Genomic DNA, 25,909 nt, shown 5'->3' on the forward strand with positions numbered 1-25,909 from the left:
CTGCCCGGGGGCTCAGTCGTCGGGGTCGGCCCGCTCCAGCGCGGGGCGCTGCCCGGCTGCCGACTCCGTCAGGAGGTAGTCCGCCGCGGCCGTGTCCGTGACGAGGCTGGTGACCAGTCCCGAGCGGAGCACCGCGCCGATCGCCGCCGCCTTCCGCTGCCCGCCGGCGATGGCGACCACCTCGGGGATGCGGCGCAGCCGGTCGGCCTCCACGGTGATGCACCGCTCGCCGAGGTCCCGGCCGACCCGGCGCCCGTCGGAGTCGAAGAGGTGGGCGGACATCTCCGCCGCCACACCGAGCGAGGCGTAGTGGCCGCGCTCCTCGTCCGAGAGCATGTCGTGGACGGTGGAGATGCCGGGCTCCCAGGAACCGATGGAGACCGCGGCGACCGTCACCTTGTCGAAGTACTCGAAGGCGCGGGCGATGCCCGTCTGGTGGCGCAGCGCGGCCGCCGTCGCCGGGTCGGGCAGCAGCATCGGGGCGTAGATCGGGTGGGCTTCGCCGCCGGACACCTGCGCGGCGCGGCGGACCGCCTCGACCGAGCCGCGCTCGGCCGTCCCCGCGTCGTAGACGCCGGTCAGCTGCACGACCGTGCACGGGGGCAGCCGGTCGAGGGCCGCCGCCATGTGGATGGTGGAGCGGCCCCAGGCCAGGCCCAGCACATCGCCCTCGTTCACCAGCTCGCCGAGCAGCTCGGCCGCCACCTCACCCAGGTTCTCCGGATCGGCCGCGTCGTCCTGCTCCTCCGCCGGGGACTCGACGACCACGGCGTGCCGCAGGCCGTAGCGGGCCCGGAGCGCGTCGGAGCGCTCCGCGTCCAGCTCCGCCGGTACCCGGATCTCGATGCGTACGAGATCACGCTCCAGGGCAGTCTCCAGGACCCGGGCCACCTTGAAGCGGCTGACGCCGAACTCCTCGGCGATCTGGATCTTGGACTTTCCCTCCAGGTAGAACCGGCGGGCCATGGCCGCCGCCTGCACCAGCTCCGCGGGTCCCATCCGCATGGCTGACCGACCCGCCGAGATGCCAGACACCGCGATCTCCTCACTGCTGTTCACACGCTCGATACGCCGTTCATCCTGTCAGATCCGGCGATCCTTGATCAGGCCCGTCGGGCCGCGTTCATCTCGGCTTTGTTCAGTGGCCGCATGCCCAGGGTGCGGAAGCCGTGACGGTGTCCGCCTGCGCGCGCAGCGCCCGCACCGCCTCGGCGGGGTCCTCGGCCCCGTACACCGCGGAGCCGGCGACGAACACGTCCGCACCGGCCTCGGCGCACCGCTCGATGGTGGTGGCGGAGACGCCGCCGTCGACCTGGAGCCACAGCTCCAGGCCGTGCTTGGAGATCAGCTCACGGGTACGGCGGATCTTCGGCAGCATGATGTCGAGGAACGCCTGACCGCCGAAGCCCGGCTCCACCGTCATGATCAGCAGCATGTCGAGCTCGGGGAGCAGGTCCTCGTACGGCTCGATGGGCGTCGCGGGCTTGAGGGCCATGGAGGCACGGGCGCCCTTCGCCCTGATCTCCCGTGCCAGCCGTACGGGCGCCGCCGCGGCCTCCGCGTGGAAGGTGACGGAGCCCGCGCCCGCCTCGACGTACTGAGGGGCCCAGCGGTCCGCGTCCTCGATCATGAGGTGGCAGTCCAGCGGGGTGTCCGTCGCCTTGCTCAGCGCCTCCACGATGGGCACGCCGAGCGTCAGGTTGGGCACGAAATGGTTGTCCATGACATCGACATGGAGCCAGTCGGCGCCCTCCACGGCCTTCGCCTCCTCGGCGAGGCGGGCGAAGTCGGCGGACAGGATGCTGGGGTTGATCTGGGCCATGGACCCAAGCCTGCCATGCCGGGCGCCACTTCCCCGCCTCGGTGAGCCTCAAAGCCTCACGGGATCATTACGGTTCGTACATTCCCGGCTTTTCAGCCCTCCGATCCTGTCCGCTCCCGTCCGCGCCTGTCCGCGCCGTGCTTCCGCCTCCTCCTGTCGGACCGCCCGGTCCGTACCAGGGCGCGGACAGCCCCTGGTGCCGGCCTGGCGGCTGTGTTAGAAAAACCCCGTGACCAGCGACCAGTTCCTGACGGCGCGCCTCAGCATCGATCTCTGCCGAGTGACCAGCTGCTCCTGTTGAGCCTGGCCCGGCAGCGCTGAGCGCTTCCAGAACTGTGCGGCGTCGTCCGCCCGCCTTCCGGCCGCCCCTCGGGTGAGCCGGCGGTCTCCCCGGAACCCTGTCCGTGCACCGGACCGGACGGTTGCCGTCCGTGTGCGGCGCACGCCGTTCCTTCCGGGGGACCGGCCCTCCCCTGTTGCCGCGGACCCCCGTCCGCGCCCCGCCTCCCCTGCCCGGACCCGTCCGCCCTGCCCGCGGCGCGGTGTCCGCGTACCTGTCGACGGAGTCCGTCATGACCACATCCACCGCGGAGAAGCAGCCGTCCGGCCCCGCGCTCTCCGGTGAGCCCGCTCCCGCGCCCCCGCCGCCCCGCCGCTCGCCGGAGAGGAACGCGCGGCTGCGCAGGGTGGGGCTGCGGCTGCTCGCGCTGGTCGTGCTGCTCGCCCTCTGGCAGCTCGTCACGTCCCTGCGGCTGTGGTCGCCGGTGCTGGTGCCGCCGCCGTCGGCGGTCTGGGACGCGCTCGTCCAGACGTCCGGCACCCATGACGGGGTACGCGGCTACCAGGGCCACACCCTGATCGAGCATCTGGGCATCAGCCTGCGCCGGATCGCGATCGGCGCGGGCGCCGGTGTCCTCGCCGGGCTCGTGGCCGGGGTGCTGATGGGCACCCTGCCGTGGGTGCGGGTGGTGTTCGAACCGGCGGTGGCCTTCCTCCGCACGCTGCCGCCGCTCGCCTACTTCAGCCTGCTGATCATCTGGTTCGGCATCGACGAGGCGCCCAAACTCTGGCTGCTGGCGATCGCCGCGATGCCGCCCGTGGCCGTGGCCACCGCCTCCGCGGTCGCCTCGGCGCCCGCCTCGCTGGTGGAGGCCGCACGGGCCATCGGGGCACGCCGCTCCCAGGTGGTGGCCTCCGTGGTCCTGCCGTCCGCGCTGCCGGAGATCCTCGTCGGCGTACGGCTGGCGTTCGGGATCGCGTACTCCTCGGTGGTCGCGGCGGAGACCGTCAACGGGCTGCCCGGCATCGGCGGGATGATCCGGGACGCCCAGCGCTACAACCAGTCCGACGTGGTCGTCCTCGGGCTCTTCGCGATCGGCGTCTCCGGCCTGCTGATCGACGCCCTGCTGCGGGGAGCCGAGAACCGGCTCGCGCCCTGGCGCGGGCTGTCGTGACCCCTGCCCGCCCCGTACCCACCGTCCCGTCCTCCTCGCCCCCCGCTCCCCTCCCCGACGCTTCCCCCTCCGACCCACGAACGAAGGACCACCCCATGCCCGGAACACGCGGTCTGCGCCGCACCTCCACGCTCGTCGCGGCTCTGGGAGCGCTCGTCGTCGTCACCGCCTGCGGGACCGGCGGCGGGGGCGGCGACGACCAGGGCGGCGGCAAGACGATCCGGATCGGCTACCAGGCCTTCCCCAGCGGCGACCTGATCGTGAAGGAGAAGGGCCTGCTGGAGAAGGCCCTGCCGGAGTACACGATCAAGTGGATCAAGTTCGACTCCGGCGCGACCGTCAACACCGCCTTCGTCTCGGGCGCGGTCGATCTGGCCGCGATCGGCTCCAGTCCGGTGGCGCGCGGTCTGTCGGAGCCGCTGAACATCCCGTACAAGGTCACCTGGGTGCTGGACGTCGCCGGTGACAACGAGGCGCTCGTCGCCCGTAACGGGTCCGGCATCAAGGACGTCAAGGATCTCGCGGGCCACAAGGTCGCCACGCCCTTCAGCTCCACCTCGCACTACAGCCTGCTCGCCGCGCTCGACAAGGCGGGCGTGGACCCGTCGAAGGTCGACCTCCTCGACCTCGAACCGCAGGACATCGTCGCGGCCTGGTCGCGCGGGGACATCGACGCCGCCTATCTCTGGCTGCCCACCCTCGACGAGCTCGGGAAGACCGGCAAGACCCTGCTGACCAGCCGGGAACTGGCCGCGTCGGGCAAGCCCACGCTCGACCTGGGGGTGGCCTCCACCTCGTTCATCGAGAAGCGGCCCGAGGTCATCACCGCCTGGCGCAAGGCCCAGGCACAGGCACTGGACCTGATCCATGACGACCCCTCGGCCGCGGCGGAGGCCGTCGGCAAGCAGCTCGGCACCAGCCCCGAGGACGCCGCCGCCCAGCTGAAGCAGGGCATCTTCCTGAAGCCGGCCGACCAGGCGGACGACAAGTGGCTCGGCCGCCCGGGCAAGGTCGGCGACCTGGCGCAGAACCTGCTCAGCGCGGCGGAGTTCCTGGCCGGGCAGAAGCAGATCCCGGCCGCCCCGGAACTCTCCGACCTGGAGAAGGCCGTGTACGTGGAAGGACTCAGCGATGCCGTCTCCAAGTGACCGTACGGCCGACGCCACGGAGGACGCCCCGGACGGTGGCGGGGAGGCCGCCACGGCGACCGTGACACCCGCCGTGGCCGTCCGTGAGGTGACCCACCGCTACGGGCGGGGGGCGGACGCCGTGACGGCTCTCGGCCCGCTGTCCCTCGACATCCCGGCCGGCGAGTTCCTGGTGCTCGTCGGCCCGTCCGGGAGCGGGAAGAGCACACTGCTGCGGCTGATCGCCGGCTTCGAGCAGGCCTCGTCCGGCGAGGTCACCGTGCACGGCCGGACACCGGAGCCCGGACGCCAGGCGGGGGTCGTCTTCCAGCAGCCTCGGCTGTTCCCCTGGCGTACGGTCGGCGAGAACATCTCCCTGGCGCTGCGCTACGCCGGAGTCCCCCGGGCCGAACGCCCCGCGCGCGTCGAGGAGTTGCTGGAGCGGGTCGGACTGGCCGGCACCGCCGGGCGCAGGACCTGGCAGATATCGGGGGGCCAGCAGCAGCGGGTGGCCATCGCCCGGGCCCTGGCCGGCGGCAAGGACCTGCTGCTGCTGGACGAGCCGTTCGCCGCCCTGGACGCGCTCACCCGGGAGCGGCTCCAGGAGGACCTGCGGACGGTGAGCTCCCTGACCGGGATCACCTCGGTCTTCGTGACGCACAGCGTGGACGAGGCCGTCTTCCTCGGCACCCGCGCGGTCGTGCTGAGCGCGGGGCCGGGTACGGTCGCTCTGGATGTCCCGATCCCCTTGCCCCGTACCGGAAGTGACGACCCGGACGGGCTGCGGGGACTGCCCGAGTACGCCGCACTGCGCGCCGAGATCGGAGCGGCGGTACGCGACGCGGCCCGCTGAGCCGACGGGGCCGCCCGTCCCTGGCGGACGGCCCCGCACGCCCCCACGCAGAACAGGAGCTCCCATGTCCCCCACCGCTTCCATCGAGTCCCGCCCCGCGCTGCGCGCCCACCGGCTGCCTCCGGACGGGCTGTACGAAGGCCCCCGCGAGCTGCGCAGGCTGGCCCCGGGGCAGCCCGACCGGCCCTACACGCTGTTCGACGTCGTACCGCTCGGCCCGCTGATCGGGGCCGAGATCGGCGGTGTCGACCTGACCCGGCCGCTCACGCCTGCCGTGCGCGAGGAGCTCGACAGGGCGCTGCTGGAGTGGAAGGTGCTCTTCTTCCGCGGGCAGCACCCGAGTTCGGCCGAGCAGCGGGCCTTCGCCCGTAACTGGGGCGAGCTGGAGACCAACCCGCTGCTGGCCGTCGGGGACGATCCTGCGGTGGCGCGCTTCGACCGCTCGGCCGCGCCGAGCTTCGAGAACGTCTGGCACACCGATGTGACGTTCCGGGAGCGGCCCGCGCTCGGCGCGGTCCTCCAGCTGCGCGAGGTGCCCCCGTACGGCGGCGACACTATGTGGGCCGACATGGCCGCCGCGTACGACAACCTTCCGCAGGAGGTGAAGGCGCGCCTGGAGGGGGCGCGCGCGGTGCACGACTTCGTGCCGGGCTTCGCGCGGTTCACCCCCGAGGAGCGGCTGATCGCCTTCCAGGACCGCTTCCCGCCGGTCGAGCACCCGGTGGTGCGGACGCATCCGGCCACCGGACGCCGGATGCTCTTCGTCAACACCTCGTTCACCACCCGGATCGTGGGCTGGGACCAGGAGGAGAGCGACCGGATGCTGCGTCTGCTGTTCCAGCAGGCCCATGTGCCCGAGTACCAGGTGCGCTTCAGCTGGCGCGCGGGGGACGTCGCGTTCTGGGACAACCGGGCGACGCAGCACTACGCGGTGAACGACTACGCCCCGCACCGCAGGGTGGCCGAGCGCGTCGCCGTCGCGGGCGACCGCCCGTACTGAGGTCCGGCGCCCGCGCGGGCCGCCCCTGGGAGTCCGCCCACGCGGGTACGCCTCGGGGTCAGCCCGTGCGGGTACGCCTCCGGGTCAGGCCGTGCGTCGCAGCAGGGCCAGGTACATCGCGTCCGTGCCGTGCAGGTGCGGCCAGAGCTGGATGTCGGGCCCGTCGCCCAGCGCGGGGACCCCGGGCAGCAGGGGGCGTGCGTCGATCCACTCGGCCTCGAACGGCTCACCGCCGCGCCCCTTGAGCACGTCCTCGACGACGACCCTGGTCTCCGCGAGGTGCGGGGAGCAGGTCGCGTAACCGACGACCCCGCCGACGCGTACGGCCTTCAACGCCTCGCGCAGCAGCCCCCGTTGCAGCGGGGCGAAGCTCTCCAGGTCCTCCGCGCGGCGCCGCCAGCGGGACTCCGGGCGCCTGCGCAGCGCGCCGAGGCCGGAGCAGGGTACGTCCATGAGGACCCGGTCGAAGGAACCGGGACGCCACGGCGGCCTGGTGCCGTCGGCGGTGATCACCTGGTACGGCCCCGGGTTGCCGGCCAGCGTGCGCTCGACGAGCCGGGCGCGGTGCGGCTGCTTCTCCGCGGCGAGCAGGGTCGCGCCGCGTTGCGCGGCGAGCGCGGCCAGCAGCGCGGCCTTGCCTCCCGGGCCGGCGCAGCCGTCCAGCCACCGGGTGTCGTCGCCCTCGACCGGGGCGGCGGCGAGCGCGGCGGCGACGAGCTGGCTGCCCTCGTCCTGCACACCGGCGCTGCCGTCCCGTACGGCGGCCAGCGCACCGGGCTCGCCGCCCTCGGCCATCCGTACGGCATAGGGCGACCAGCGGCCGGGAAGGCCGCTCTCCTCGCCGAGGGCGTCAAGCAGCTCCTCGGTGGTGGAGCGGCCGGGGCGGGCCGCCAGCGTCACCTCGGGCCGTTCGTTGTCGGCCTCCAGCAGGTCCTCGATGCCCGCGCGGCCGCCGCCCAGGGCGTCCCAGAGGGCGGAGACGATCCAGCGGGGGTGCGAGTGGACGACGGAGAGGTGTTCCTCGGCGTCCTCGTCGTACGCGGGCGCGACGCGCTCCACCCAGCCGTCGAGGTCGTGCGCGGAGACCTTGCGGAGCACCGCGTTGACGAACTTGGCGCGGCCCTCGCCCAGCACCACCCGTGCCAGCTCTACGCTGGCGGAGACGGCCGCGTGGGTCGGGATCCGGGTGCCGAGCAGCTGGTGGACGCCCATGTTGAGCACGTCGAGCACCGGCGGGTCGACCTCCCGCAGCGGCCGGTCGATACAGGCCGCGACGATCGCGTCGTAGGTGCCCTGGCGGCGCAGCGTCCCGTAGACCAGCTCGGTCGCCAGCGCCGCGTCCCTGCCCTCGAAGTCGCCCTTGGCGCGCGCCTTCTTCAGCAGCGGGGGCAGGACGAGGTTGGCGTAGGCGTCGCGCTCGTCGACGGCCCTGAGCACCTCGAAGGCGAGGAACCGGACCGGGTCCTTCTGGGGACGGCGATGGGGCTTGGCGGGACGGCGACGCGGCTGGTCGTTCACGTGAAAGGTGCTCCGCTGATGGTGAGGGGACGAACCCGTCCAGCGTACGTCCGCCGGGACCGCACCCCGCCCCCAGGCCTCAGAGCCCCAGCAGCTCCCCGTGGGCGATGCGCACACCGCGGGCCCAGTCGGCGGCCCGCATCGGCTTCTTGCCCTGCGGCTGGACCCAGAGGAGCTCCACGGCGTGCGAGCCGGTCCCCACGTACACGTTGTTCTTGCCCGCGGACAGCTCGCCCGGGGCGAGGTCGGTCCGGTCCAGGACGGGCACGGCCTGGACCAGCTTGAGCCGCTCGCCGCGGAAGAGCGTCCAGGCCCCAGGGGCGGGGGTGCAGCCGCGCACCACGCGGTCGACCCGGAGCGCGGGGTCCGACCACCGCACCTGGGCGTCCTCGACGGTGATCTTGGGGGCGAGGGTGACGCCCTCGGCGGGCTGCGGGACGGCGTGCAGGGTGCCGTCCTCGATGCCGTCCATGGTCGCCGCGAGCAGCCCGGCGCCCGCGAAGGCGAGCCGGGTGAGCAGATCGCCGCTGGTGTCGGTGGGCCGGACCTCCTCGGTCAGGACGCCGTAGACCGGGCCCGAGTCCAGCCCCTCCTCGATCAGGAAGGTGGAGGCGCCGGTCACCTCGTCGCCGGCCATGACCGCGTGCTGCACGGGCGCGGCCCCGCGCCAGGCGGGCAGGAGCGAGAAGTGCAGGTTGACCCAGCCCCTGGCCGGCACGTCCAGCGCGCTCTTGGGCAGCAGCGCGCCGTAGGCCACGACGGGGCAGCAGTCCGGGGCGATCTCCCGCAGCCGCGCCAGGAAGTCCTCGTCACGCGGCCTGGCGGGCTTGAGCACCTCGATGCCCGCCTCCTCGGCGCGTTCGGCCACGGGACTGGCGACCAGCCGGCGTCCCCGCCCGGCCGGTGCGTCGGGGCGGGTCACCACGGCGGCCACCTCGTGGCGGTCGGAGGCGATCAGGGCGTCCAGAGCGGGAACGGCGACCTCGGGGGTGCCTGCGAAGACGAGCTTCATGGGTGGCGGACTGCCTCTCGGGCCGGAACGTACGTGGCGAGCAGCACACCAGTCTAGGGTCTTCCCTCCGCCTCGCCCCGCGAGCCCGTGGCCGGGGGGCGTACGCGGGTCACGGGCGCCCCGCGCATATGCACATACGCCCCTATTGCGTGACCACATGGCCGGGTGACGCGTTGGTCAAGTGAGATTGACCGAAGTGGGCCGCCGCCGCGCGGCCCGATCCCTTTCAACGCCGGTTCGAGAGGCTTGTTCATGGCCGACCACGCAACCCACGACGCCCAAGCGCGTGCCAGTCTGCACCTGTTGGTGCGGGACATCGAGCGGGTCCGGCGGCAGGTGGACGCGCTGCGCACCCTCACTGCGCAGCTGGGCAACGTCTACCGTCCGCGCCGCTCCGGCCCGTCCGCGGGCTTCGTCGTCTACGGGAGGGCTCCGGCCCCGACGGTCCGGCTCGCCCAGGAACTGCGGGACAGTGTCGAGACGCTGGTCACCGCGGCGGTGGACTTCGACCGCTCGCTGGGCTTCTCGTGGGACGCGGTGGGCTCCGCGCTCGGGGTCACCAAGCAGGCGGTGCACCGCCGTTACGGCGCACGGCGTACGACCCCGCAGCCAGGGTCGTCGGAAGCCGCCTCCGAGAACACGAACCGTACGGTGCCCGCGGCGCAGGGCTCCTCGGTGCTGCCGGCCGTGCCCGCGGCCCGCTCGATGCCGCCGCAGCCGTCGGACCGGCCGGGCGCCTTCCCCGGCCCGCGCAACGGCTGACCGGAGTGTGCGGCTCTACGGATGACCGGAGCATACGGCGCGACGGCTGACCGGGCCGGGCCCGGTGCGGAAGGGCCCGATGTCCCGGGCCGCGACGGCCGCCGGAAGGCCCGGGCCCGCAGTGCGGCAGGACCCGATGGCCCGGCGGCCGCGCGGCCGCCGGACAGCCCCGGGCCCCCCGGTGCGGCAGGATCCGGCGGCCGGGGACGCCCAGCCGCCGGACGGGCCTCCGGTGACTCCCCGGCCCCGCGCCCCGTCCCTCCCGCCGGCGTCAGCCGATGTCCGGGGGGTCGATCCTGATCCGTACGGGCTCCCCCGTGCCCCGCGCGGTCCGCGCCGCCTGTGCCGTCTTCAGGGCGGCCGCCAGCGCCGCTCCCCGCCCCGGCGGGACCCTGACCAGCGCGCGCTCCCAGGTCTCCCCGGGGGGCGCGTCCCCCTGTCTGCGGGGCCTGCCGGGAGTGGCTCCGGGCACCGGCACCGGGCCGAGCACCTCCGCCTCGGGCGGCAGCTCCGCACCGGCGAGGTAGGCGGCCACGGCCTCCGGCGGGCCGGTGACCGAGGCCATCCGGGACACCGGCGGGAAGCCGAGCTCGGCGCGTTCCGCGAGCTCGCGGCGGGCGTGGCCGACCGGGTCCCAGCGGACCAGGGCCTGCACGGGCCGCAGCGTCGGCTCGGCCACGATCACCACGGTGCCGCCCTCCGGCTGGCCCCGCACCAGCGCGGCGGCGGCCGTCCAGCGCCGGAGCGCCTCCTCGCCCGCCCGCAGGTCGGGCCGGCCGACCATGGCCCAGCCGTCCAGCAGCAGCGCCGCCGCGTAACCGCCCTCGGCCACCGGCTCCGCGCCGGGGGTGCTGACGACGAGAGCGGGCTGGTCGGGCACGGAGTCCAGCACATGGTCCCGCCCCGAGGTCCGCACCGGGACGGCGGGGAACGCCCGCCCCAGCTCCTCCGCGGTCCGGCGGGCGCCGACGATCCGGGCCCGCAGCCGGACCCCGCCGCAGGCCGGGCAGCTCCACGCCGTCTCGGCCCGCCCGCACCAGGCGCAGTCGAGGTCCTGCTGGTCCGGCGCCTGGAGCGGCCCCGCGCAGTGCCGGCACCGGGCAGGCTCACGGCAGCGCTCGCAGGCCAGCCTGGGCGCGTAACCCCGGCGGGGCACCTGGATGAGCACGGGGCCGGTGCGCAGTCCGTCCCGCACGGTCTGCCAGGCCAGGCTGGGCAGCCGGGCCGAGCGGGCGGCGCCGTCCCGCGCGAGCTCCCCGTCGCCGACCGTACGCACGAGAGGGGCCGCGAGCCTCAGCTGGTCCCGCTCCGCGCGCAGCGGCAGGGCCCAGCCGCTCTCGACCAGCTGGGCGGCCTCCACCGTGCAGCTCGTGCCGCCGAGCAGGAACGCGCAGCGGCCGTGCGCGGCCCGCAGCTCCAGGACCTCCCTGACGTGCGGGAAGGGGGCGTTGTCGTCGCTGTGGCTGGAGTCGCCGTCGTCCCAGAGGGCCACCAGGCCCAGGTCGGCGACCGGGGCGAACATCGCGGCCCTGGTCCCGACCACCGCGCGCACGGAGCCGCGCCGGACCGCCAGCCACTGCCGGTAGCGCTTCTCGGGGCCGGAGTCGGCGGTCAGCAGCGTGTGGCGCCCCTCCCCCAGCACCGCCGTCAGCTCGGCGTCGACCCGCCCGGCGCTCCGCCCGTCGGGTACGACGACGAGCGCGCCCCGGCCCGAGGCCAGGGTCGCGGCCATGGCGCGGGCGATCTCCTCGGGCCAGTGCGGTCCCGGCAGCGCCGTCCACACGGCCCGGGGCGCCCCGCCCTCGGCCAGGGCGCGCAGGAAGCCGGGCCCCTGGGCGTACCGCTCCCAGGTCCCGGGCGCGGGGGCGGGCGGCGGTGGCAGCGGCTCGGGCGAGGGCTTGCCCTCGGCGCGGCCGTTCCTCGGCGGCACGGCCAGCTGCAGCACATCGGCGAGGCTGCCGGCGTACCGGTCGGCGACGGCCCGCGAGAGCTCCAGCAGCTCGGGGCCGAGCACCGGCTCGGGCGAGACGACGTAGGCGAGGGCAGCAAGGGCGCCCTGGTAGTCCGAGGAGGCCCGCCGCTCGATCAGGAAGCCGTCGATCAGGCCGCCGCCCTCGCGCCGGCCGCCGCGGACCTGGCGCCCTCCGGCCCCGAACCGCACCCGGACCCGGACGCCGGGCTGCGCGTCGGCGTCGAGCTCCTCGGGGACGGCGTAGTCGAAGTACTGGTCGAGGTGGAGCGCGCCCTTGTTCACCAGGACACGGGCCACGGGCAGCTCCTCGGCGAGCGCGGCGCCCCGCCAGGTCCGGGGCTTGGCGCGCGGCACCTGGGCCCGGCGCACCGACTCCCGGATGAGCGCAAGCTGCTCCGGCGCCCCGGACCCGGGCTCCTCGGACCGCTCGTCGTCGCTGCTCACAGCCACATTCCTACCAGACGCCACTGACAGGCCCAGGGGGCCCGGAACCGCTGTCACACGCCGGGGCCCGGACACCTCGTACGGTGTCCGGGCCCCGGCGTGAAGGACGTGCGGTGGTGCTAGATGCCCGCCGCCGCGCGCAGCGCGTCCACGCGGTCGGTGCGCTCCCAGGTGAAGTCGGGGAGCTCACGGCCGAAGTGCCCGTACGCCGCGGTCTGGGCGTAGATCGGGCGGAGCAGGTCGAGGTCACGGATGATCGCGGCCGGGCGGAGGTCGAAGACCTCACCGATCGCGTGCTCGATCTTCTCCGTGTCGACCGCGGCGGTGCCGAAGGTCTCGACGAACAGACCGACCGGCTCGGCCTTGCCGATCGCGTAGGCGACCTGGACCTCGCAGCGGGCGGCGAGCCCGGCCGCGACGACGTTCTTGGCGACCCAGCGCATGGCGTACGCCGCCGAGCGGTCGACCTTGGACGGGTCCTTGCCGGAGAAGGCGCCGCCGCCGTGGCGGGCCATGCCGCCGTAGGTGTCGATGATGATCTTGCGGCCGGTGAGACCGGCGTCACCCATCGGGCCGCCGATCTCGAAGCGTCCGGTCGGGTTGACCAGCAGGCGGTAGCCCTCGGTGTCCAGCTTGATGCCGTCCTCGATGAGCTGGTTCAGCACGTGCTCGACGACGAACTCACGGATGTCGGGCGCGAGCAGCGAGTCCAGATCGATGTCGGAGGCGTGCTGCGAGGAGACGACGACCGTGTCGAGGCGGATGGCCTTGTCACCGTCGTACTCGATGGTGACCTGGGTCTTGCCGTCGGGACGCAGGTACGGGATGGTCCCGTTCTTGCGCACCTCGGAGAGCCGGCGCGAGAGCCGGTGCGCGAGGTAGATCGGCAGAGGCATCAGCTCGGGCGTCTCGTCGCAGGCGTAGCCGAACATCAGCCCCTGGTCGCCGGCGCCCTGCTTGTCGAGCTCGTCCTCGTCGCCCTCGACCCGCTTCTCGTACGCGGTGTCGACACCCTGGGCGATGTCCGGGGACTGCGCCCCGATGGACACCGAGACGCCGCAGGAGGCTCCGTCGAAGCCCTTCTTGGAGGAGTCGTAGCCGATCTCCAGCACCTTGTTGCGCACGAGGTTGGGGATGTCGGCGTAGGCCTTGGTCGTGACCTCACCCGCGACATGCACCAGACCGGTGGTGATCAAGGTCTCGACGGCGACGCGCGAGGAGGGGTCCTCGCGCAGGAGGGCGTCGAGAATCGTGTCGCTGATCTGGTCAGCGATCTTGTCGGGGTGGCCCTCGGTAACGGACTCCGAGGTGAAGAGACGGCGGGACACATCGCTCCCTGGGGTTGCAGCGGCTGCTGGCTGATCATTGATGGAACTCCGGGAGCTGCGCCCGGCACATTCCGTCCAACAGTTTATCGGTCGCTTCCGGTGATCGGGGCACGTGTCTCGCCCCTTGGGAGGTCTGTGACCTGCGGCACTGTTGACGGCAGTACGACAATCACTCCTTCCGTGGCGAGATGGGGCCCGATCTCTTGAGTTGCTCCCGCCGGAACGGGGATCTGCGCAATCTAACCGAATCGAGCCGCCACCAGGTCCCACACCGTGTCGGCAAGCGCTTCCTTGGGCCCGTACGGCACAGGGGTCTCACCGCCGTCGGCCCCGAGCACGACCGCTTCGTTCTCCTCGGAACCGAAGGTCCTGCGCTCCCCCACCTCGTTCACCACGAGCAGATCGCAGCCCTTGCGGCGGAGCTTCTCACGGCCGTTGGCGAGGACGTCGTCGGTCTCGGCGGCGAAGCCGACGACGATCTGCCCCTCCCGGGCGCGGTCCGCGGCGACCTCGGCGAGGATGTCGGGGTTGCGGACGAGCGTGATGGGGGCCGGTTCCTGGCCGTCCTTCTTCTTGATCTTCCCCGTCGCGTACGCGGCGGGCCGGAAGTCGGCGACCGCCGCGGCCATCACCACCACGTCGGCGTCGGCCGCCGCCTTCAGCACGGCCTCGCGCAGCTGTACGGCGGTCCCGGCGCGCACCACGTCCGCGCCCGCAGGGTCGGGCAGGCCCGTGTTGGCCTCGACCAGCGTGACCCGGGCGCCGCGGGCGACGGCGGTGCGGGCCAGGGCGTACCCCTGCTTTCCGGAGGAGCGGTTGCCCAGGTAGCGCACCGGGTCCAGCGGCTCACGGGTGCCGCCCGCGCTGATCACCACGTGCCGTCCCGCGAGGTCGGGGGCGGCGGGCCCCCGGGTCAGGACGCGGCGGCAGACCTCGAAGATCTCCCCCGGGTCGGGCAGCCGGCCCTTGCCGGTGTCCACGCCGGTGAGCCTGCCGACGGCGGGCTCGATGACGACGGCGCCGCGGCGGCGCAGGGTGGCGACGTTCTCCTGGGTGGCGGGGTGCTCCCACATCTCGGTGTGCATCGCGGGGGCGAAGACGACCGGACAGCGCGCGGTGAGCAGGGTGTTGGTGAGGAGGTCGTCGGCGAGGCCGTGGGCGGCCTTGGCGAGCAGGTCGGCGGTGGCGGGGGCCACCACGACGAGGTCGGCGCCCTGGCCGATCCGGACGTGCGGCACCTCGTGCACGCTCTCCCAGACCTCGGTCGACACGGGGTTCCCGGAGAGGGCGGACCAGGTGGCCGCCCCGACGAAGTTCAGCGACGCGTCGGTCGGGACGACCCGTACGTCGTGCCCGGACTCGGTCAGCCTGCGCAGCAGCTCGCACGCCTTGTACGCGGCGATGCCCCCGCTGACCCCCAGGACGACCTTCGGCTTCTCCACTGCGTCTCCCCGCACTCGTGTCACTCGTGTCTCCGCGCACTCGCGTGCGGCCTCATGACGTACGCCCTCCATGCTGCCTCACCGCCCGGAGCGCGGTCCGGCGGGTCCGGTGCCGGGCACACCACAGGCCCGGCGGATACCGACCGCCGGGCCTGTGGTGAAGGTGCTTTTCCTGCCGTCTGCCTACTGCGCGGGGCCCTCGATGGCCTCGGAGGTCAGCAGACCCGCGTTGATCTCGCGGAGCGCGATCGAGAGCGGCTTCTCGTGCACGTGGGTGTCGACGAGCGGACCGACGTACTCGAGGAGGCCTTCGCCGAGCTGCGAGTAGTACGCGTTGATCTGACGCGCGCGCTTGGCGGCGTAGATCACAAGGCTGTACTTCGAGTCGGTGGCCTCGAGGAGCTCATCAATCGGCGGGTTGATGATGCCCTCGGGCGTGGTGATGGAAGAGGACACTCTCTGCCTTCCGAAGGGGATAGAGATCAAAGAGATCTTTGATCGTGCTGGTTCCGCAGTGGTGATGCTCTGCGTCCGCGGACCGGTCAGGACCTGAGGTCAGTCGTCGGTACCACGGAGGCCGGAAGCCTGCAGCATCAACGTTAGCAGCTCGCGTGCCACGTCCTCGACCGAGGTGTTGACGAGGGTCGTGTCGAACTCGGCCTCGGCGGCCAGCTCGACCTTCGCCGCCGCGAGGCGGCGCTCGATCACTTCCTGCGACTCCGTCCCACGGCCGGTGAGCCGGCGCACCAGCTCGTCCCAGCCCGGCGGAGCCAGGAAGACGAGCTGCGCCTCGGGCATCGACTGGCGGACCAGCCGGGCGCCCTGGAGGTCGATCTCCAGCAGCACCGGCTCGCCCGCCTCCAGGCGGTCGAGCACGGCCTGCCGGGGCGTGCCGTACCGGTTGCCGGCGAACTCGGCCCACTCCAGCAGTTCGCCGTTGGCGATCAGCTTGTCGAACTCCTCGTTGTCCACGAAGAAGTAGTGGACGCCGTTGCGTTCGCCGGGGCGTGGCTTACGGGTCGTGGCGGACACCGAGAGCCAGACCTCGGGGTGAACCTTGCGCATATGAGCGACGACCGTGCTCTTGCCGACCCCTGAGGGGCCGGAGAGCACGGTCAGCCGCGGACGTACGTCCGGGGGTACGGGGGACGTCCCCCGGGATGTTGCAGCCATGGGGCGATTATCCAGGTTCTCAGGAGTGCCTGAGAACGTCAGGCGGCGCTGCCGCCGAACTCACGCTCCAAGGATGCGATCTGGTTGGAGCCAAGACCCCGGACACGGCGGCTCTCGGAGATGCCGAGACGCTCCATGATCTGCTTGGCGCGGACCTTGCCCACGCCCGGCAGGGACTCGAGAAGAGCGGAGACCTTCATCTTGCCGATGACGTCGTTCTCCTGGCCCTGCTTGATGACCTCGTGGAGCGAGGCGCCGGAGTGCTTGAGTCGATTCTTGACCTCGGCCCGCTCCCGGCGAGCCGCGGCGGCCTTTTCGAGCGCGGCTGCGCGCTGTTCAGGGGTAAGGGGCGGAAGAGCCACGCCTACGTCACCTCGGATGTCGATCTGTCGGATACGGACCGGTGAGGAACCTGGTAGCCCCACACCTGGTGAGCAACGAACAACGTGTGCTCGTTGGCTCTCGACGGAGACTAGCGGGCAAGACCGCCTGAGTCAGCGAGAACAGACGAAAAGTCCTGGTCAGCCTGAGCCGACCCGGACATTCCGGCCATAACAACCCGGAATTTTGGTCAGGATTCCGTCAACAGGCAGTTACGTGGCATGGTCAGCTTTCCGGGACGGCCGTACGGACCTCGTCCGCGAACCGTCCGGCGGCTTCGCGCAGCCCTGACGCGTCCGGTCCGTGGCGCAGCACGCCCCGGCTCACGCTGGGCACGACATTGCGCACCGCGGCACCGAAGACGCGGGGCAGATCCGCCGGCGTCGCACCCTGGGCGCCGATGCCGGGGGCGAGCAGCGGGCCGTTGACCGACAGATCGACACCGGTGTCCCCGAGCGTGGCGCCGACCACCGCGCCGACGGAGCCGAGCGGTGTCGCACCCGCGTTCTCGGCGGCCAGGTGGTCGAGCATCACCTGGGCCAGCGGCCGTCCGTCCGCCACGGTGGCGCGCTGGACCTCCGCGCCCTCCGGGTTGGAGGTGAGGGCGAGCACGAAGACACCGGCACCGGAGACCGCGGCGGCGTCGAGCGCGGGCCGCAGCGAGCCGAAGCCGAGGTACGGCGAGACGGTGACCGCGTCGGAGAAGAGCGGCGAGTCCTTGTCGAGGTAGGTGGCCGCGTAGGCCCCCATCGTGGAGCCGATGTCGCCGCGCTTGGCGTCCATCAGCACGAGGGCGCCGGCCGCGCGGGCCTCCTCCACGGCCTTCTCCAGGACGGCAATGCCGCGCGAGCCGAAGCGCTCGAAGAACGCGGACTGCGGCTTGAGCACGGCGACCCGGTCGGCCAGGGCCTCGACGACCGTACGCGTGAAGCGCTCCAGTCCCGCGACGTCGTCGTTCAGGCCCCAGGAGGTGAGCAGGGAGCTGTGCGGGTCGATACCGACGCAGAGCGGCCCGCGGGTGTCCATGGCGTGGCGCAGGCGCGCGCCGAAGGGTTCAAGGGTCACTGCATGACCTTCCGTGTCTCGGCGCCGACGGCTTCGGCGAGGGTGGCGTACGGGGATGCGGCCAGGCGGGCGGCCAGGCCCTTGTGGATCGCGCGGGCGTAGAACGGGCCCTCGTAGATGAAGGCGCTGTAGCCCTGGACGAGCGTGGCACCGGCCAGGATGCGCTGCCAGGCGTCCTCGGCGTTCTCGATGCCCCCGACGCCCACCAGGGTGATCCGGGTCCCCACACGGGCGTACAGGCGGCTCAGGACCTCCAGGGAGCGCTCCTTGAGGGGTGCGCCGGAGAGTCCTCCGGTCTCCTGGACCAGGGAGGCGTCGGACCTCAGGCCGAGGCCGTCGCGGGCGATGGTGGTGTTGGTGGCGATGATGCCGTCCAGGCCGAGCTCGACGGCGAGGTCGGCGACCGCGTCGACGTCCTCGTCCGCGAGGTCCGGGGCGATCTTGACGAGCAGCGGGACCCGCCGGGTGGTGACCGTGCGGTCGGCGGCCTCGCGCACCGCGGTGAGCAGCGGGCGGAGCGACTCGGTGGCCTGGAGGTTGCGCAGGCCGGGCGTGTTGGGCGAGGACACGTTCACGACGAGGTAGTCGGCGTGGGCGGCGAGCCGCTCGGTGGACTTCACGTAGTCGGCGGCGGCCTCGGCCTCCGGCACGACCTTGGTCTTGCCGATGTTGACGCCGACCGTGGTGCGGAAGACAGGGTTACGGGCGGCGAGGCGCTCGGCCACGGCCGCGGAGCCCTCGTTGTTGAAGCCCATGCGGTTGATGAGCGCCCGGTCCTCGACGAGGCGGAACAGCCGCTTCCTCGGGTTGCCGGGCTGCGGCTCGCCGGTGACCGTGCCGATCTCGATGTGGTCGAAGCCGAGCATGGACATGCCGTCGATGGCGACGGCGTTCTTGTCGAAGCCGGCGGCGAGCCCGAAGGGACCGTGCATCCGCAGGCCGAGGGCCTCGGTCCGCAGCTCCTTGTGGCGGGGGGCGAGAGCGGCGGCGACGAAGGTGCGCAGCACGGGGACGCGGGCGGCGAGGCGGATCCAGCGGAACGCGGCGTGGTGGGCCTGCTCGGGGTCCATCCGCTTGAAGACCAGCTGGAAGAAGAGTTTGTACATCACGGTGTCCTCATGAAGAGGGGGACACCGTTTCCGGTGTCCCCCTGCTGCTGGCTTCCTAGTCGCGGGCCGCGATCAGATGTTCCGCGTGTTCCTGGAGGGAACGTACGCCGACGCCTCCGTGGTTGAGCGCGTCGATGCCCTGGACGGCGGCGGCGAGCGCCTGGACCGTCGTGAGGCACGGCACGGACCGGGCGACCGCCGCGGTGCGGATCTCGTAGCCGTCGAGCCGGCCGCCCGTTCCGTACGGCGTGTTGACGATGAGGTCGACCTCGCCGTCGTGGATCAGCTGGACGATGGTCCGCTCGCCGTTCGGGCCCTCGCCCTCGGAGAGCTTGCGCACGACCGTGGCGTTGATGCCGTTGCGCTTGAGGACCTCGGCGGTGCCGGAGGTGGCCATCAGCTCGAAGCCGTGGGCGACCAGCTCGCGGGCCGGGAAGATCATCGTGCGCTTGTCACGGTTGGCGACGGAGATGAAGGCGCGGCCCTTGGTGGGCAGCGGTCCGTAGGCGCCGGCCTGCGACTTGGCGTACGCCGTGCCGAAGACGGAGTCGATACCCATGACCTCGCCGGTGGAGCGCATCTCCGGGCCGAGGACCGTGTCGACGCCGCGGCCCTGGATGTCGCGGAAGCGCGACCAGGGCATGACGGCCTCCTTGACGGAGATCGGCGCGTCCAGCGGCAGGGTGCCGCCGTCGCCGTTCCTCGGCAGCAGGCCCTCGGCGCGGAGCTCGGCGATCGTGGCGCCGAGCGAGATGCGGGCGGCGGCCTTGGCCAGCGGCACCGCGGTCGCCTTCGAGGTGAAGGGGACGGTCCGCGAGGCGCGGGGGTTGGCCTCCAGGACGTACAGGATGTCGCCGGAGAGGGCGAACTGGATGTTGATCAGTCCGCGGACGCCGACGCCCTTGGCGATGCCCTCGGTGGAGGCCCGCAGCCGCTTGATGTCGTAGCCGCCGAGGGTGATCGGGGGCAGCGCGCAGGCGGAGTCGCCGGAGTGGATGCCGGCCTCCTCGATGTGCTCCATGACGCCGCCGAGGTAGAGCTCGGTGCCGTCGTAGAGCGCGTCGACGTCGATCTCGATGGCGTCGTCGAGGAAGCGGTCGACCAGGACCGGCCGGGTGGGGCTGATCTCGGTGGACTCGGAGATGTACGAGGACAGCCGGATCTCGTCGTAGACGATCTCCATGCCGCGGCCGCCGAGCACGTACGACGGGCGTACGAGGACGGGGTAGCCGATCTCGTCGGCGATGGCCTTGGCCTCGGCGAAGGTGGTGGCGGTGCCGTGCTTCGGGGCCGGCAGACCGGCCTCGGCGAGCACCCGGCCGAACGCGCCGCGGTCCTCGGCGGCGTGGATGGCCTCCGGGGAGGTGCCCACGACCGGGACGCCGTTGTCCTTGAGGGCCTGCGAGAGGCCGAGCGGGGTCTGGCCGCCGAGCTGGACGATGACGCCGGCGATCGGGCCCGCGAGGGACTCGGCGTGCACGATCTCCAGGACGTCCTCGAGCGTGAGCGGCTCGAAGTAGAGCCGGTCGGAGGTGTCGTAGTCCGTGGAGACGGTCTCCGGGTTGCAGTTGACCATCACGGTCTCGTAGCCCGCGTCGCTCAGCGCGAAGGAGGCGTGGACGCACGAGTAGTCGAACTCGATGCCCTGGCCGATGCGGTTCGGGCCGGAGCCGAGGATGATCACCGCCGGCTTGGTGCGCGGCGCGACCTCGCTCTCCTCGTCGTAGCTCGAGTAGAAGTACGGCGTCTTCGCGGCGAACTCGGCGGCACAGGTGTCGACCGTCTTGTAGACCGGGCGGATACCGAGGGCGTGCCGGACCTCGCGTACGACGTCCTCGCGCAGCCCGCGGATCTCACCGATCTGGGCGTCGGAGAAGCCGTGCCGCTTGGCCTCGGCGATCAGGTCGGCGTCCAGGCGCTCGGCGGAGGCCAGCTCGTCGGCGATCTCCTTGATCAGGAACATCTGGTCGACGAACCAGGGGTCGATCTTCGTGGCGTCGAAGACCTCCTCCTGGGTGGCTCCGGCCCGGATCGCCTGCATCACGGTGTTGATGCGGCCGTCCGTGGGGCGGACCGCCTCGGCGAGCAGCTCGGCCTTGTCGCCCGGCTCCCCCGTGAAGGCGAACTGCGAGCCCTTCTTCTCCAGGGAGCGCAGGGCCTTCTGCAGGGCCTCGGTGAAGTTGCGGCCGATCGCCATGGCCTCGCCCACCGACTTCATGGTGGTGGTGAGGGTGGAGTCGGCGGACGGGAACTTCTCGAAGGCGAAGCGCGGGGCCTTGACCACGACGTAGTCGAGGGACGGCTCGAAGGAGGCCGGCGTCTTCTCGGTGATGTCGTTGGGGATCTCGTCGAGCGTGTATCCGACGGCCAGCTTGGCGGCGATCTTGGCGATCGGGAAGCCGGTGGCCTTGGAGGCGAGCGCCGAGGAGCGGGAGACGCGCGGGTTCATCTCGATCACGATGATCCGGCCGTCGGACGGGTCGATCGCGAACTGGATGTTGCAGCCGCCGGTGTCGACGCCGACCTCGCGGATGATCGCGATGCCGATGTCACGCAGCCGCTGGTACTCACGGTCGGTGAGCGTCATCGCCGGGGCGACGGTGATGGAGTCGCCGGTGTGGACGCCCATCGGGTCGAAGTTCTCGATGGAGCAGACGACCACGACGTTGTCGTTCTTGTCGCGCATCAGCTCCAGCTCGTACTCCTTCCAGCCGAGGATGGACTCCTCCAGGAGCACCTCGGTGGTCGGCGAGAGCGTGAGGCCCTGTCCGGCGATGCGGCGCAGCTCCTCCTCGTCGTGGGCGAAGCCGGAGCCGGCGCCGCCCATGGTGAAGGAGGGACGGACGACGACGGGGTAGCCGCCGAGGGTGTCGACGCCCGCGATGACGTCGTCCATGGTGTGGCAGATGACGGAGCGGGCGGACTCGCCGTAACCGATCTTGGCCTTGACGGCTTCGACGACGCCCTTGAAGAGGTCGCGGTCCTCGCCCTTGTTGATGGCCTCGACGTTGGCGCCGATGAGCTCGACGCCGTACTTCTCCAGCACACCGTTGTCGTGCATGGAGATCGCGGTGTTGAGCGCGGTCTGGCCGCCGAGGGTCGGGAGCAGCGCGTCGGGGCGCTCCTTGGCGATGATCTTCTCGACGAACTCGGGGGTGATCGGCTCGACGTACGTGGCGTCGGCGATCTCCGGGTCGGTCATGATCGTCGCCGGGTTGGAGTTCACCAGGATGACGCGCAGGCCCTCGGCCTTGAGCACGCGGCAGGCCTGGGTGCCGGAGTAGTCGAACTCGGCGGCCTGCCCGATGACGATCGGACCGGAGCCGATGACCAGGACGGACTGGATATCGGAGCGCTTAGGCACGCTGGCCCTCCATCAGGGATACGAAGCGGTCGAAGAGGTACGCGGCGTCGTGCGGGCCCGCGGCTGCTTCGGGGTGGTACTGGACGCTGAAGGCCGGCTGGTCGAGCAGCTGCAGTCCTTCGACGACCTGGTCGTTCAGGCATACGTGGGAGACCTCGGCGCGGCCGAAGTCCGTGTCGGAGACCTTGTCGAGCGGGGCGTCGACGGCGAATCCGTGGTTGTGCGCGGTGACCTCGACCTTTCCGGTCGTGCGGTCCTGCACGGGCTGGTTGATGCCGCGGTGGCCGTACTTCAGCTTGTAGGTGCCGAAGCCGAGCGAGCGGCCCAGGATCTGGTTGCCGAAGCAGATGCCGAAGAGCGGGGTCTTCCGCTCCAGGACGCCCCGCATGAGGGCGACGGGGTGGTCGGCGGTGGAGGGGTCGCCGGGGCCGTTGGAGAAGAACACTCCGTCGGGCTGCACGGCGTACACCTCGTCGAGGGTGGCGGTGGCGGGCAGGACGTGCACCTCGATGCCGCGCTCGGCCATGCGGTGCGGGGTCATGCCCTTGATGCCGAGGTCGATCGCGGCGACGGTGAACTTCTTGGTGCCGACGGCGGGGACGACGTACGCCTCCTTGGTGGCGACCTCGGCCGCGAGGTCGGCGCCCTTCATCTCGGGGGCCTGGCGCACCTTGGCGAGGAGCACGCCCTCGTCCTCGACGGCGTTGCCGGAGAAGATGCCGACGCGCATCGCGCCGCGCTCCCGCAGGTGGCGGGTGAGCGCGCGGGTGTCGATGCCGCTGATGCCGACGACGCCCTGGCTCGCGAGCTCCTCGTCCAGGGACCGGCGCGAGCGCCAGTTGGAGGGGGTCCGGGCGGGGTCGCGGACGACGTAGCCGGAGACCCAGATCCGTCCGGACTCGGGGTCCTCGTCGTTCACGCCGGTGTTGCCGACGTGCGGGGCGGTCATGACGACGACCTGGCGGTGGTACGAGGGGTCGGTCAGCGTCTCCTGGTAGCCGGTCATGCCGGTGGAGAACACCGCCTCGCCGAAGGTCTCCCCCACGGCCCCGTAGGCGCGGCCGCGGAAGGAGCGGCCGTCCTCCAGGACGAGTACGGCGGGAGCTTGTGCTGCTCCCCGGGTGGAGATCGTCATCGTGCGGTGCCTTCCGTCGTGCTGGTGGTGGTGCTGGTGAGGTGGTCACCGGCTGCTGCGCCGGTGAGGTGGTTGACGGCGTCGACCCAGGCCGGGTGCTCGGCCGCGTGGTCGGAGCGGAAGCCGGAGTCGATCAGCCGGTCGCCGAGCGCCCAGGTGATGACCAGCAGGCCGCCCTCGGGCAGGACCTTGCCGGCGAGCGCCTTCTCCAGCCTGGCCTCGCGCAGTGCGGCGGCCGGTACGAAGAAGTCGGCTGCCCCGGGGCGTACGACGTCGAGGCCCTGCTCGGTGAGGGTCATCTCGACCCTGCTGCGGGTGCCGAGGCCGTGCGCCACGATCCGGTCGAGCCACTGGCCCGCGGTCGTCGAGGCGTGGTAGCGGCCGGTCAGTGTGAGCAGCTTCTCACCGTCCGCGAACCCGTCGGGGGTGGTCGCGAGCTCGGGCAGGCCGGACTGCAGGCTCCCCCGCCACTTCCATCCCTGGCGCATCAGCCAGTAGACGAAGGCGATGAGGACGACCAGTCCGAGGACCCAGCTGATGCGGGCGGACCAGTCCGTCACTTCGGCCGACTTCTCTTCGGCGGCCAGCTGGTACAGGCGGTTGAGTGTTGTCACGCGAGCTTCCCGTCGACGACCGTGGCACGGCCCCGCAGGAAGGTGTGGGTCACTCGGCCGGGCAGCTCGCGACCCTCGTACGGAGTGTTGCGGCTGCGGGAGGCGAAGCCCGCGGGGTCCACAGCTCCACGGTATGCCGGATCGACCAGGGTGAGGTTGGCGGGCTCACCCGCCGAGACGGGCCGGCCGTGTCCTTCGAGCCGGCCGATGGCCGCGGGGCGGGCCGACATGCGGTCGGCGACGCCCGCCCAGTCGAGGAGACCGGTGTCCACCATCGTCTGCTGGACCACGGAGAGCGCGGTCTCCAGGCCCACCATGCCCATGGCGGCGGCGGCCCACTCGCAGTCCTTGTCCTCGTGCGGGTGCGGGGCGTGGTCGGTGGCCACGCAGTCGATGGTGCCGTCGGCGAGGGCCTCGCGCAGGGCCATGACGTCGGCCTCGGTGCGCAGCGGCGGGTTCACCTTGTAGACCGGGTTGTAGGTCCGTACGAGCTCGTCGGTGAGGAGGAGGTGGTGCGGGGTGACCTCGGCGGTGACGTTCCAGCCCTTGGACTTGGCCCAGCGGACGATCTCCACGGAGCCGGCGGTCGACAGGTGGCAGATGTGCACCCGGGAGCCGACGTGCGCGGCGAGGAGGACGTCGCGGGCGATGATCGACTCCTCGGCGACGGCGGGCCAGCCGCCCAGGCCGAGCTCGGCCGAGACGATGCCCTCGTTCATCTGGGCGCCCTCGGTGAGGCGGGGCTCCTGGGCGTGCTGGGCGACGACGCCGTCGAAGGCCTTCACGTACTCCAGGGCGCGGCGCATGATGACCGCGTCGTCGACGCACTTGCCGTCGTCGGAGAAGACCTTCACCCCGGCGGCGGAGTCGTGCATGGCACCGAGCTCGGCGAGCTGCTTGCCCTCCAGGCCGACGGTGACGGCGCCGATCGGCTGCACGTCGCAGTAGCCGGACTCCTTGCCGAGCCGCCAGACCTGCTCGACGACGCCGGCGGTGTCGGCGACCGGGAAGGTGTTGGCCATGGCGTGCACGGCGGTGAAGCCGCCGACCGCCGCGGCCTTGGTGCCGGTGAGGACGGTCTCGGAGTCCTCGCGGCCGGGCTCGCGCAGGTGGGTGTGGAGGTCGACGAGGCCGGGCAGCAGGATCTGCCCCGCCGCCTCGATCACGGTGGCGTCGCCGGCCTCGATGCCGGTGCCGGTCCGCGTGATCGTCTCGCCGTCGATGAGGACGTCCTGCGGCTCGCCGCCGAGGACCTTCGCACCGCGGATCAGGATCTTGCTCATGGTTACTTGTTCTCCTCGGTACGGGCGGAGGCGGAGGGCAGGGCGGTCTCGGAACCGCCCAGCAGCAGGTACAGGACGGCCATGCGGGTGGAGACGCCGTTCGCGACCTGTTCGACGGCGGTGCAGCGGTCGGAGTCGGCGACCTCGGCCGTGATCTCCATGCCGCGGACCATCGGGCCGGGGTGCATCACGATGGCGTGCTCGGGCATCCGGGCCATGCGCTCGCCGTCCAGGCCGTAGCGGCGGGAGTACTCGCGCTCGGTCGGGAAGTAGGCGGCGTTCATCCGCTCGCGCTGCACACGGAGCATCATGACCGCGTCCGACTTCGGGAGCACGTCGTCGAGGCGGTAGCTGACGTCGCAGGGCCACTGCTCGACGCCGACGGGCACGAGGGTGGGCGGGGCCACCAGGGTGACGTGCGCACCGAGCGTGTGCAGCAGGTGCACGTTGGAGCGGGCCACACGGCTGTGCAGGATGTCGCCGACGATCGTGATCCGGCGGCCTTCGAGGTCGCGGCCGATCCCCGCGTCGGGCCCGACCAGCCGGCGGCGCATCGTGAACGCGTCCAGCAGTGCCTGGGTGGGGTGCTCGTGCGTGCCGTCGCCGGCGTTGACGACGGCGCTGTCGATCCAGCCCGAGGTCGCCAGGCGGTACGGGGCCCCGGAGGCGCCGTGCCGGATGACGACCGCGTCGGCGCCCATGGCCTCCAGGGTGAGGGCGGTGTCCTTGAGCGACTCGCCCTTGGAGACGGACGAGCCCTTCGCGGAGAAGTTGATGACATCGGCGGAGAGGCGCTTGGCGGCGGCCTCGAAGGAGATCCGCGTCCGGGTCGAGTCCTCGAAGAAAAGGTTCACGACCGTTCGTCCACGCAGAGTGGGAAGCTTCTTGATCGGCCGGTCGGCGACCCGGGCCATCTCCTCGGCGGTGTCGAGGATCAGGACGGCGTCGTCGCGGGTGAGGTCTGCGGCCGAGATGAGGTGACGGGGGGACCTGGGGTTGTCGCCGGGAGGGCGCAGCATCTGGGAGTCTCCGTGAAGGGTGGAGGGATCAG

Annotated in this window: 23 protein-coding genes; 6 read left to right on the plus strand and 17 right to left on the minus strand. The window is 72.2% G+C overall.

The annotated features are described in order from the left end of the window. Positions 1-12 precede the first annotated feature (12 nt). A complete protein-coding gene (locus JKV81_RS10925; RefSeq protein WP_443067275.1) occupies positions 13-1,005 on the minus strand; it encodes a sugar-binding transcriptional regulator in 993 nt (330 codons plus the stop codon). A gap of 133 nt (positions 1,006-1,138) precedes the next feature. Next, complete coding sequence (rpe, locus tag JKV81_RS10930) at positions 1,139-1,822, minus strand: ribulose-phosphate 3-epimerase (RefSeq protein ID WP_014157399.1); 684 nt, start codon at positions 1,820-1,822, stop codon at positions 1,139-1,141. Positions 1,823-2,051: 229 nt separating this feature from the next. On the opposite strand from rpe, the gene JKV81_RS36790 reads away from it, so the two are divergent. The 5 genes from JKV81_RS36790 to JKV81_RS10950 all read left to right on the plus strand — a co-directional run bounded on the left by JKV81_RS36790 (position 2,052) and on the right by JKV81_RS10950 (position 6,256). Then, positions 2,052-2,123: a putative leader peptide gene (locus tag JKV81_RS36790; RefSeq protein ID WP_355682468.1), complete on the plus strand. Its 72-nt coding sequence runs from the start codon at positions 2,052-2,054 to the stop codon at positions 2,121-2,123. 271 nt (positions 2,124-2,394) lie between these two features. Beyond that, positions 2,395-3,276, plus strand: a complete 882-nt coding sequence (locus tag JKV81_RS10935) for an ABC transporter permease (RefSeq protein WP_202075571.1) — start codon at positions 2,395-2,397, stop codon at positions 3,274-3,276. Positions 3,277-3,371: 95 nt separating this feature from the next. Further along, positions 3,372-4,424, plus strand: a complete 1,053-nt coding sequence (locus tag JKV81_RS10940) for a taurine ABC transporter substrate-binding protein (protein WP_129261325.1) — start codon at positions 3,372-3,374, stop codon at positions 4,422-4,424. Further along, positions 4,408-5,256, plus strand: coding sequence for an ABC transporter ATP-binding protein (locus JKV81_RS10945; protein ID WP_129261327.1), 849 nt, complete (start codon positions 4,408-4,410; stop codon positions 5,254-5,256). The genes JKV81_RS10940 and JKV81_RS10945 overlap by 17 nt, the downstream gene beginning before the upstream one ends. Before the next feature lie 64 nt (positions 5,257-5,320). Continuing rightward, positions 5,321-6,256, plus strand: coding sequence for a TauD/TfdA dioxygenase family protein (locus JKV81_RS10950; protein WP_129261329.1), 936 nt, complete (start codon positions 5,321-5,323; stop codon positions 6,254-6,256). Between the two features lie 84 nt (positions 6,257-6,340). Here JKV81_RS10950 and JKV81_RS10955 read toward each other — a convergent pair whose 3' ends face one another. After that, entirely contained in the window at positions 6,341-7,774 is a 1,434-nt protein-coding gene (locus JKV81_RS10955; RefSeq protein ID WP_124279759.1) for an RsmB/NOP family class I SAM-dependent RNA methyltransferase, read from the minus strand. A gap of 79 nt (positions 7,775-7,853) precedes the next feature. After that, a complete protein-coding gene (gene fmt / locus JKV81_RS10960) occupies positions 7,854-8,786 on the minus strand; it encodes a methionyl-tRNA formyltransferase (protein WP_202075573.1) in 933 nt (310 codons plus the stop codon). A 252-nt stretch (positions 8,787-9,038) separates the two neighbouring features. On the opposite strand from fmt, the gene JKV81_RS10965 reads away from it, so the two are divergent. Then, positions 9,039-9,548: a hypothetical protein gene (locus tag JKV81_RS10965; protein WP_124279757.1), complete on the plus strand. Its 510-nt coding sequence runs from the start codon at positions 9,039-9,041 to the stop codon at positions 9,546-9,548. Positions 9,549-9,819: 271 nt separating this feature from the next. On the opposite strand, the gene JKV81_RS10970 is transcribed toward JKV81_RS10965, so the two are convergent. The 13 genes from JKV81_RS10970 to JKV81_RS11030 all read right to left on the minus strand — a co-directional run bounded on the left by JKV81_RS10970 (position 9,820) and on the right by JKV81_RS11030 (position 25,877). Further along, complete coding sequence (locus JKV81_RS10970) at positions 9,820-11,964, minus strand: primosomal protein N' (RefSeq protein ID WP_202075574.1); 2,145 nt, start codon at positions 11,962-11,964, stop codon at positions 9,820-9,822. A gap of 119 nt (positions 11,965-12,083) precedes the next feature. Then, positions 12,084-13,292, minus strand: coding sequence for a methionine adenosyltransferase (gene metK / locus JKV81_RS10975; RefSeq protein WP_124279755.1), 1,209 nt, complete (start codon positions 13,290-13,292; stop codon positions 12,084-12,086). A 239-nt stretch (positions 13,293-13,531) separates the two neighbouring features. Beyond that, positions 13,532-14,734, minus strand: a complete 1,203-nt coding sequence (gene coaBC / locus JKV81_RS10980) for a bifunctional phosphopantothenoylcysteine decarboxylase/phosphopantothenate--cysteine ligase CoaBC (protein ID WP_129261333.1) — start codon at positions 14,732-14,734, stop codon at positions 13,532-13,534. 183 nt (positions 14,735-14,917) lie between these two features. Beyond that, positions 14,918-15,190, minus strand: a complete 273-nt coding sequence (gene rpoZ / locus JKV81_RS10985; RefSeq protein ID WP_003970369.1) for a DNA-directed RNA polymerase subunit omega — start codon at positions 15,188-15,190, stop codon at positions 14,918-14,920. 99 nt (positions 15,191-15,289) lie between these two features. After that, positions 15,290-15,907, minus strand: coding sequence for a guanylate kinase (gmk, locus tag JKV81_RS10990; protein WP_099176877.1), 618 nt, complete (start codon positions 15,905-15,907; stop codon positions 15,290-15,292). A 38-nt stretch (positions 15,908-15,945) separates the two neighbouring features. Beyond that, positions 15,946-16,269 (minus strand): integration host factor, encoded by a 324-nt coding sequence (locus JKV81_RS10995; RefSeq protein ID WP_014157387.1) that lies wholly within the window; start codon positions 16,267-16,269, stop codon positions 15,946-15,948. 244 nt (positions 16,270-16,513) lie between these two features. Further along, the gene (gene pyrF / locus JKV81_RS11000; RefSeq protein WP_124279753.1) at positions 16,514-17,353 is read right to left on the minus strand and encodes an orotidine-5'-phosphate decarboxylase; all 840 of its coding nucleotides are present in this window, start codon (positions 17,351-17,353) and stop codon (positions 16,514-16,516) included. Continuing rightward, positions 17,350-18,459 (minus strand): quinone-dependent dihydroorotate dehydrogenase, encoded by a 1,110-nt coding sequence (locus tag JKV81_RS11005; protein WP_202075576.1) that lies wholly within the window; start codon positions 18,457-18,459, stop codon positions 17,350-17,352. Before JKV81_RS11005 ends, pyrF begins: the two co-directional genes overlap by 4 nt. 58 nt (positions 18,460-18,517) lie before the next feature. Continuing rightward, positions 18,518-21,826 carry a carbamoyl-phosphate synthase large subunit gene (gene carB, locus JKV81_RS11010; protein ID WP_124279751.1) on the minus strand — a complete coding sequence of 1,103 codons (3,309 nt, stop codon included), beginning with the start codon at positions 21,824-21,826 and terminating at the stop codon, positions 18,518-18,520. Continuing rightward, a complete protein-coding gene (carA, locus tag JKV81_RS11015; protein ID WP_129261337.1) occupies positions 21,819-22,961 on the minus strand; it encodes a glutamine-hydrolyzing carbamoyl-phosphate synthase small subunit in 1,143 nt (380 codons plus the stop codon). The genes carB and carA overlap by 8 nt, the downstream gene beginning before the upstream one ends. After that, positions 22,958-23,575, minus strand: coding sequence for a PH-like domain-containing protein (locus tag JKV81_RS11020; RefSeq protein ID WP_129261339.1), 618 nt, complete (start codon positions 23,573-23,575; stop codon positions 22,958-22,960). Before JKV81_RS11020 ends, carA begins: the two co-directional genes overlap by 4 nt. Next, on the minus strand, positions 23,572-24,858 hold the full coding sequence (locus tag JKV81_RS11025; RefSeq protein ID WP_124279748.1) for a dihydroorotase: 1,287 nt from the start codon (positions 24,856-24,858) through the stop codon (positions 23,572-23,574). The genes JKV81_RS11020 and JKV81_RS11025 overlap by 4 nt, the downstream gene beginning before the upstream one ends. A 2-nt stretch (positions 24,859-24,860) precedes the next feature. Next, the gene (locus tag JKV81_RS11030; protein WP_099176870.1) at positions 24,861-25,877 is read right to left on the minus strand and encodes an aspartate carbamoyltransferase catalytic subunit; all 1,017 of its coding nucleotides are present in this window, start codon (positions 25,875-25,877) and stop codon (positions 24,861-24,863) included. Positions 25,878-25,909: the final 32 nt, after the last annotated feature.

Origin of the sequence: Streptomyces silvae (assembly GCF_016745505.1) — a bacterium.
Classification (GTDB): Bacteria; Actinomycetota; Actinomycetes; order Streptomycetales; family Streptomycetaceae; genus Streptomyces; species Streptomyces silvae.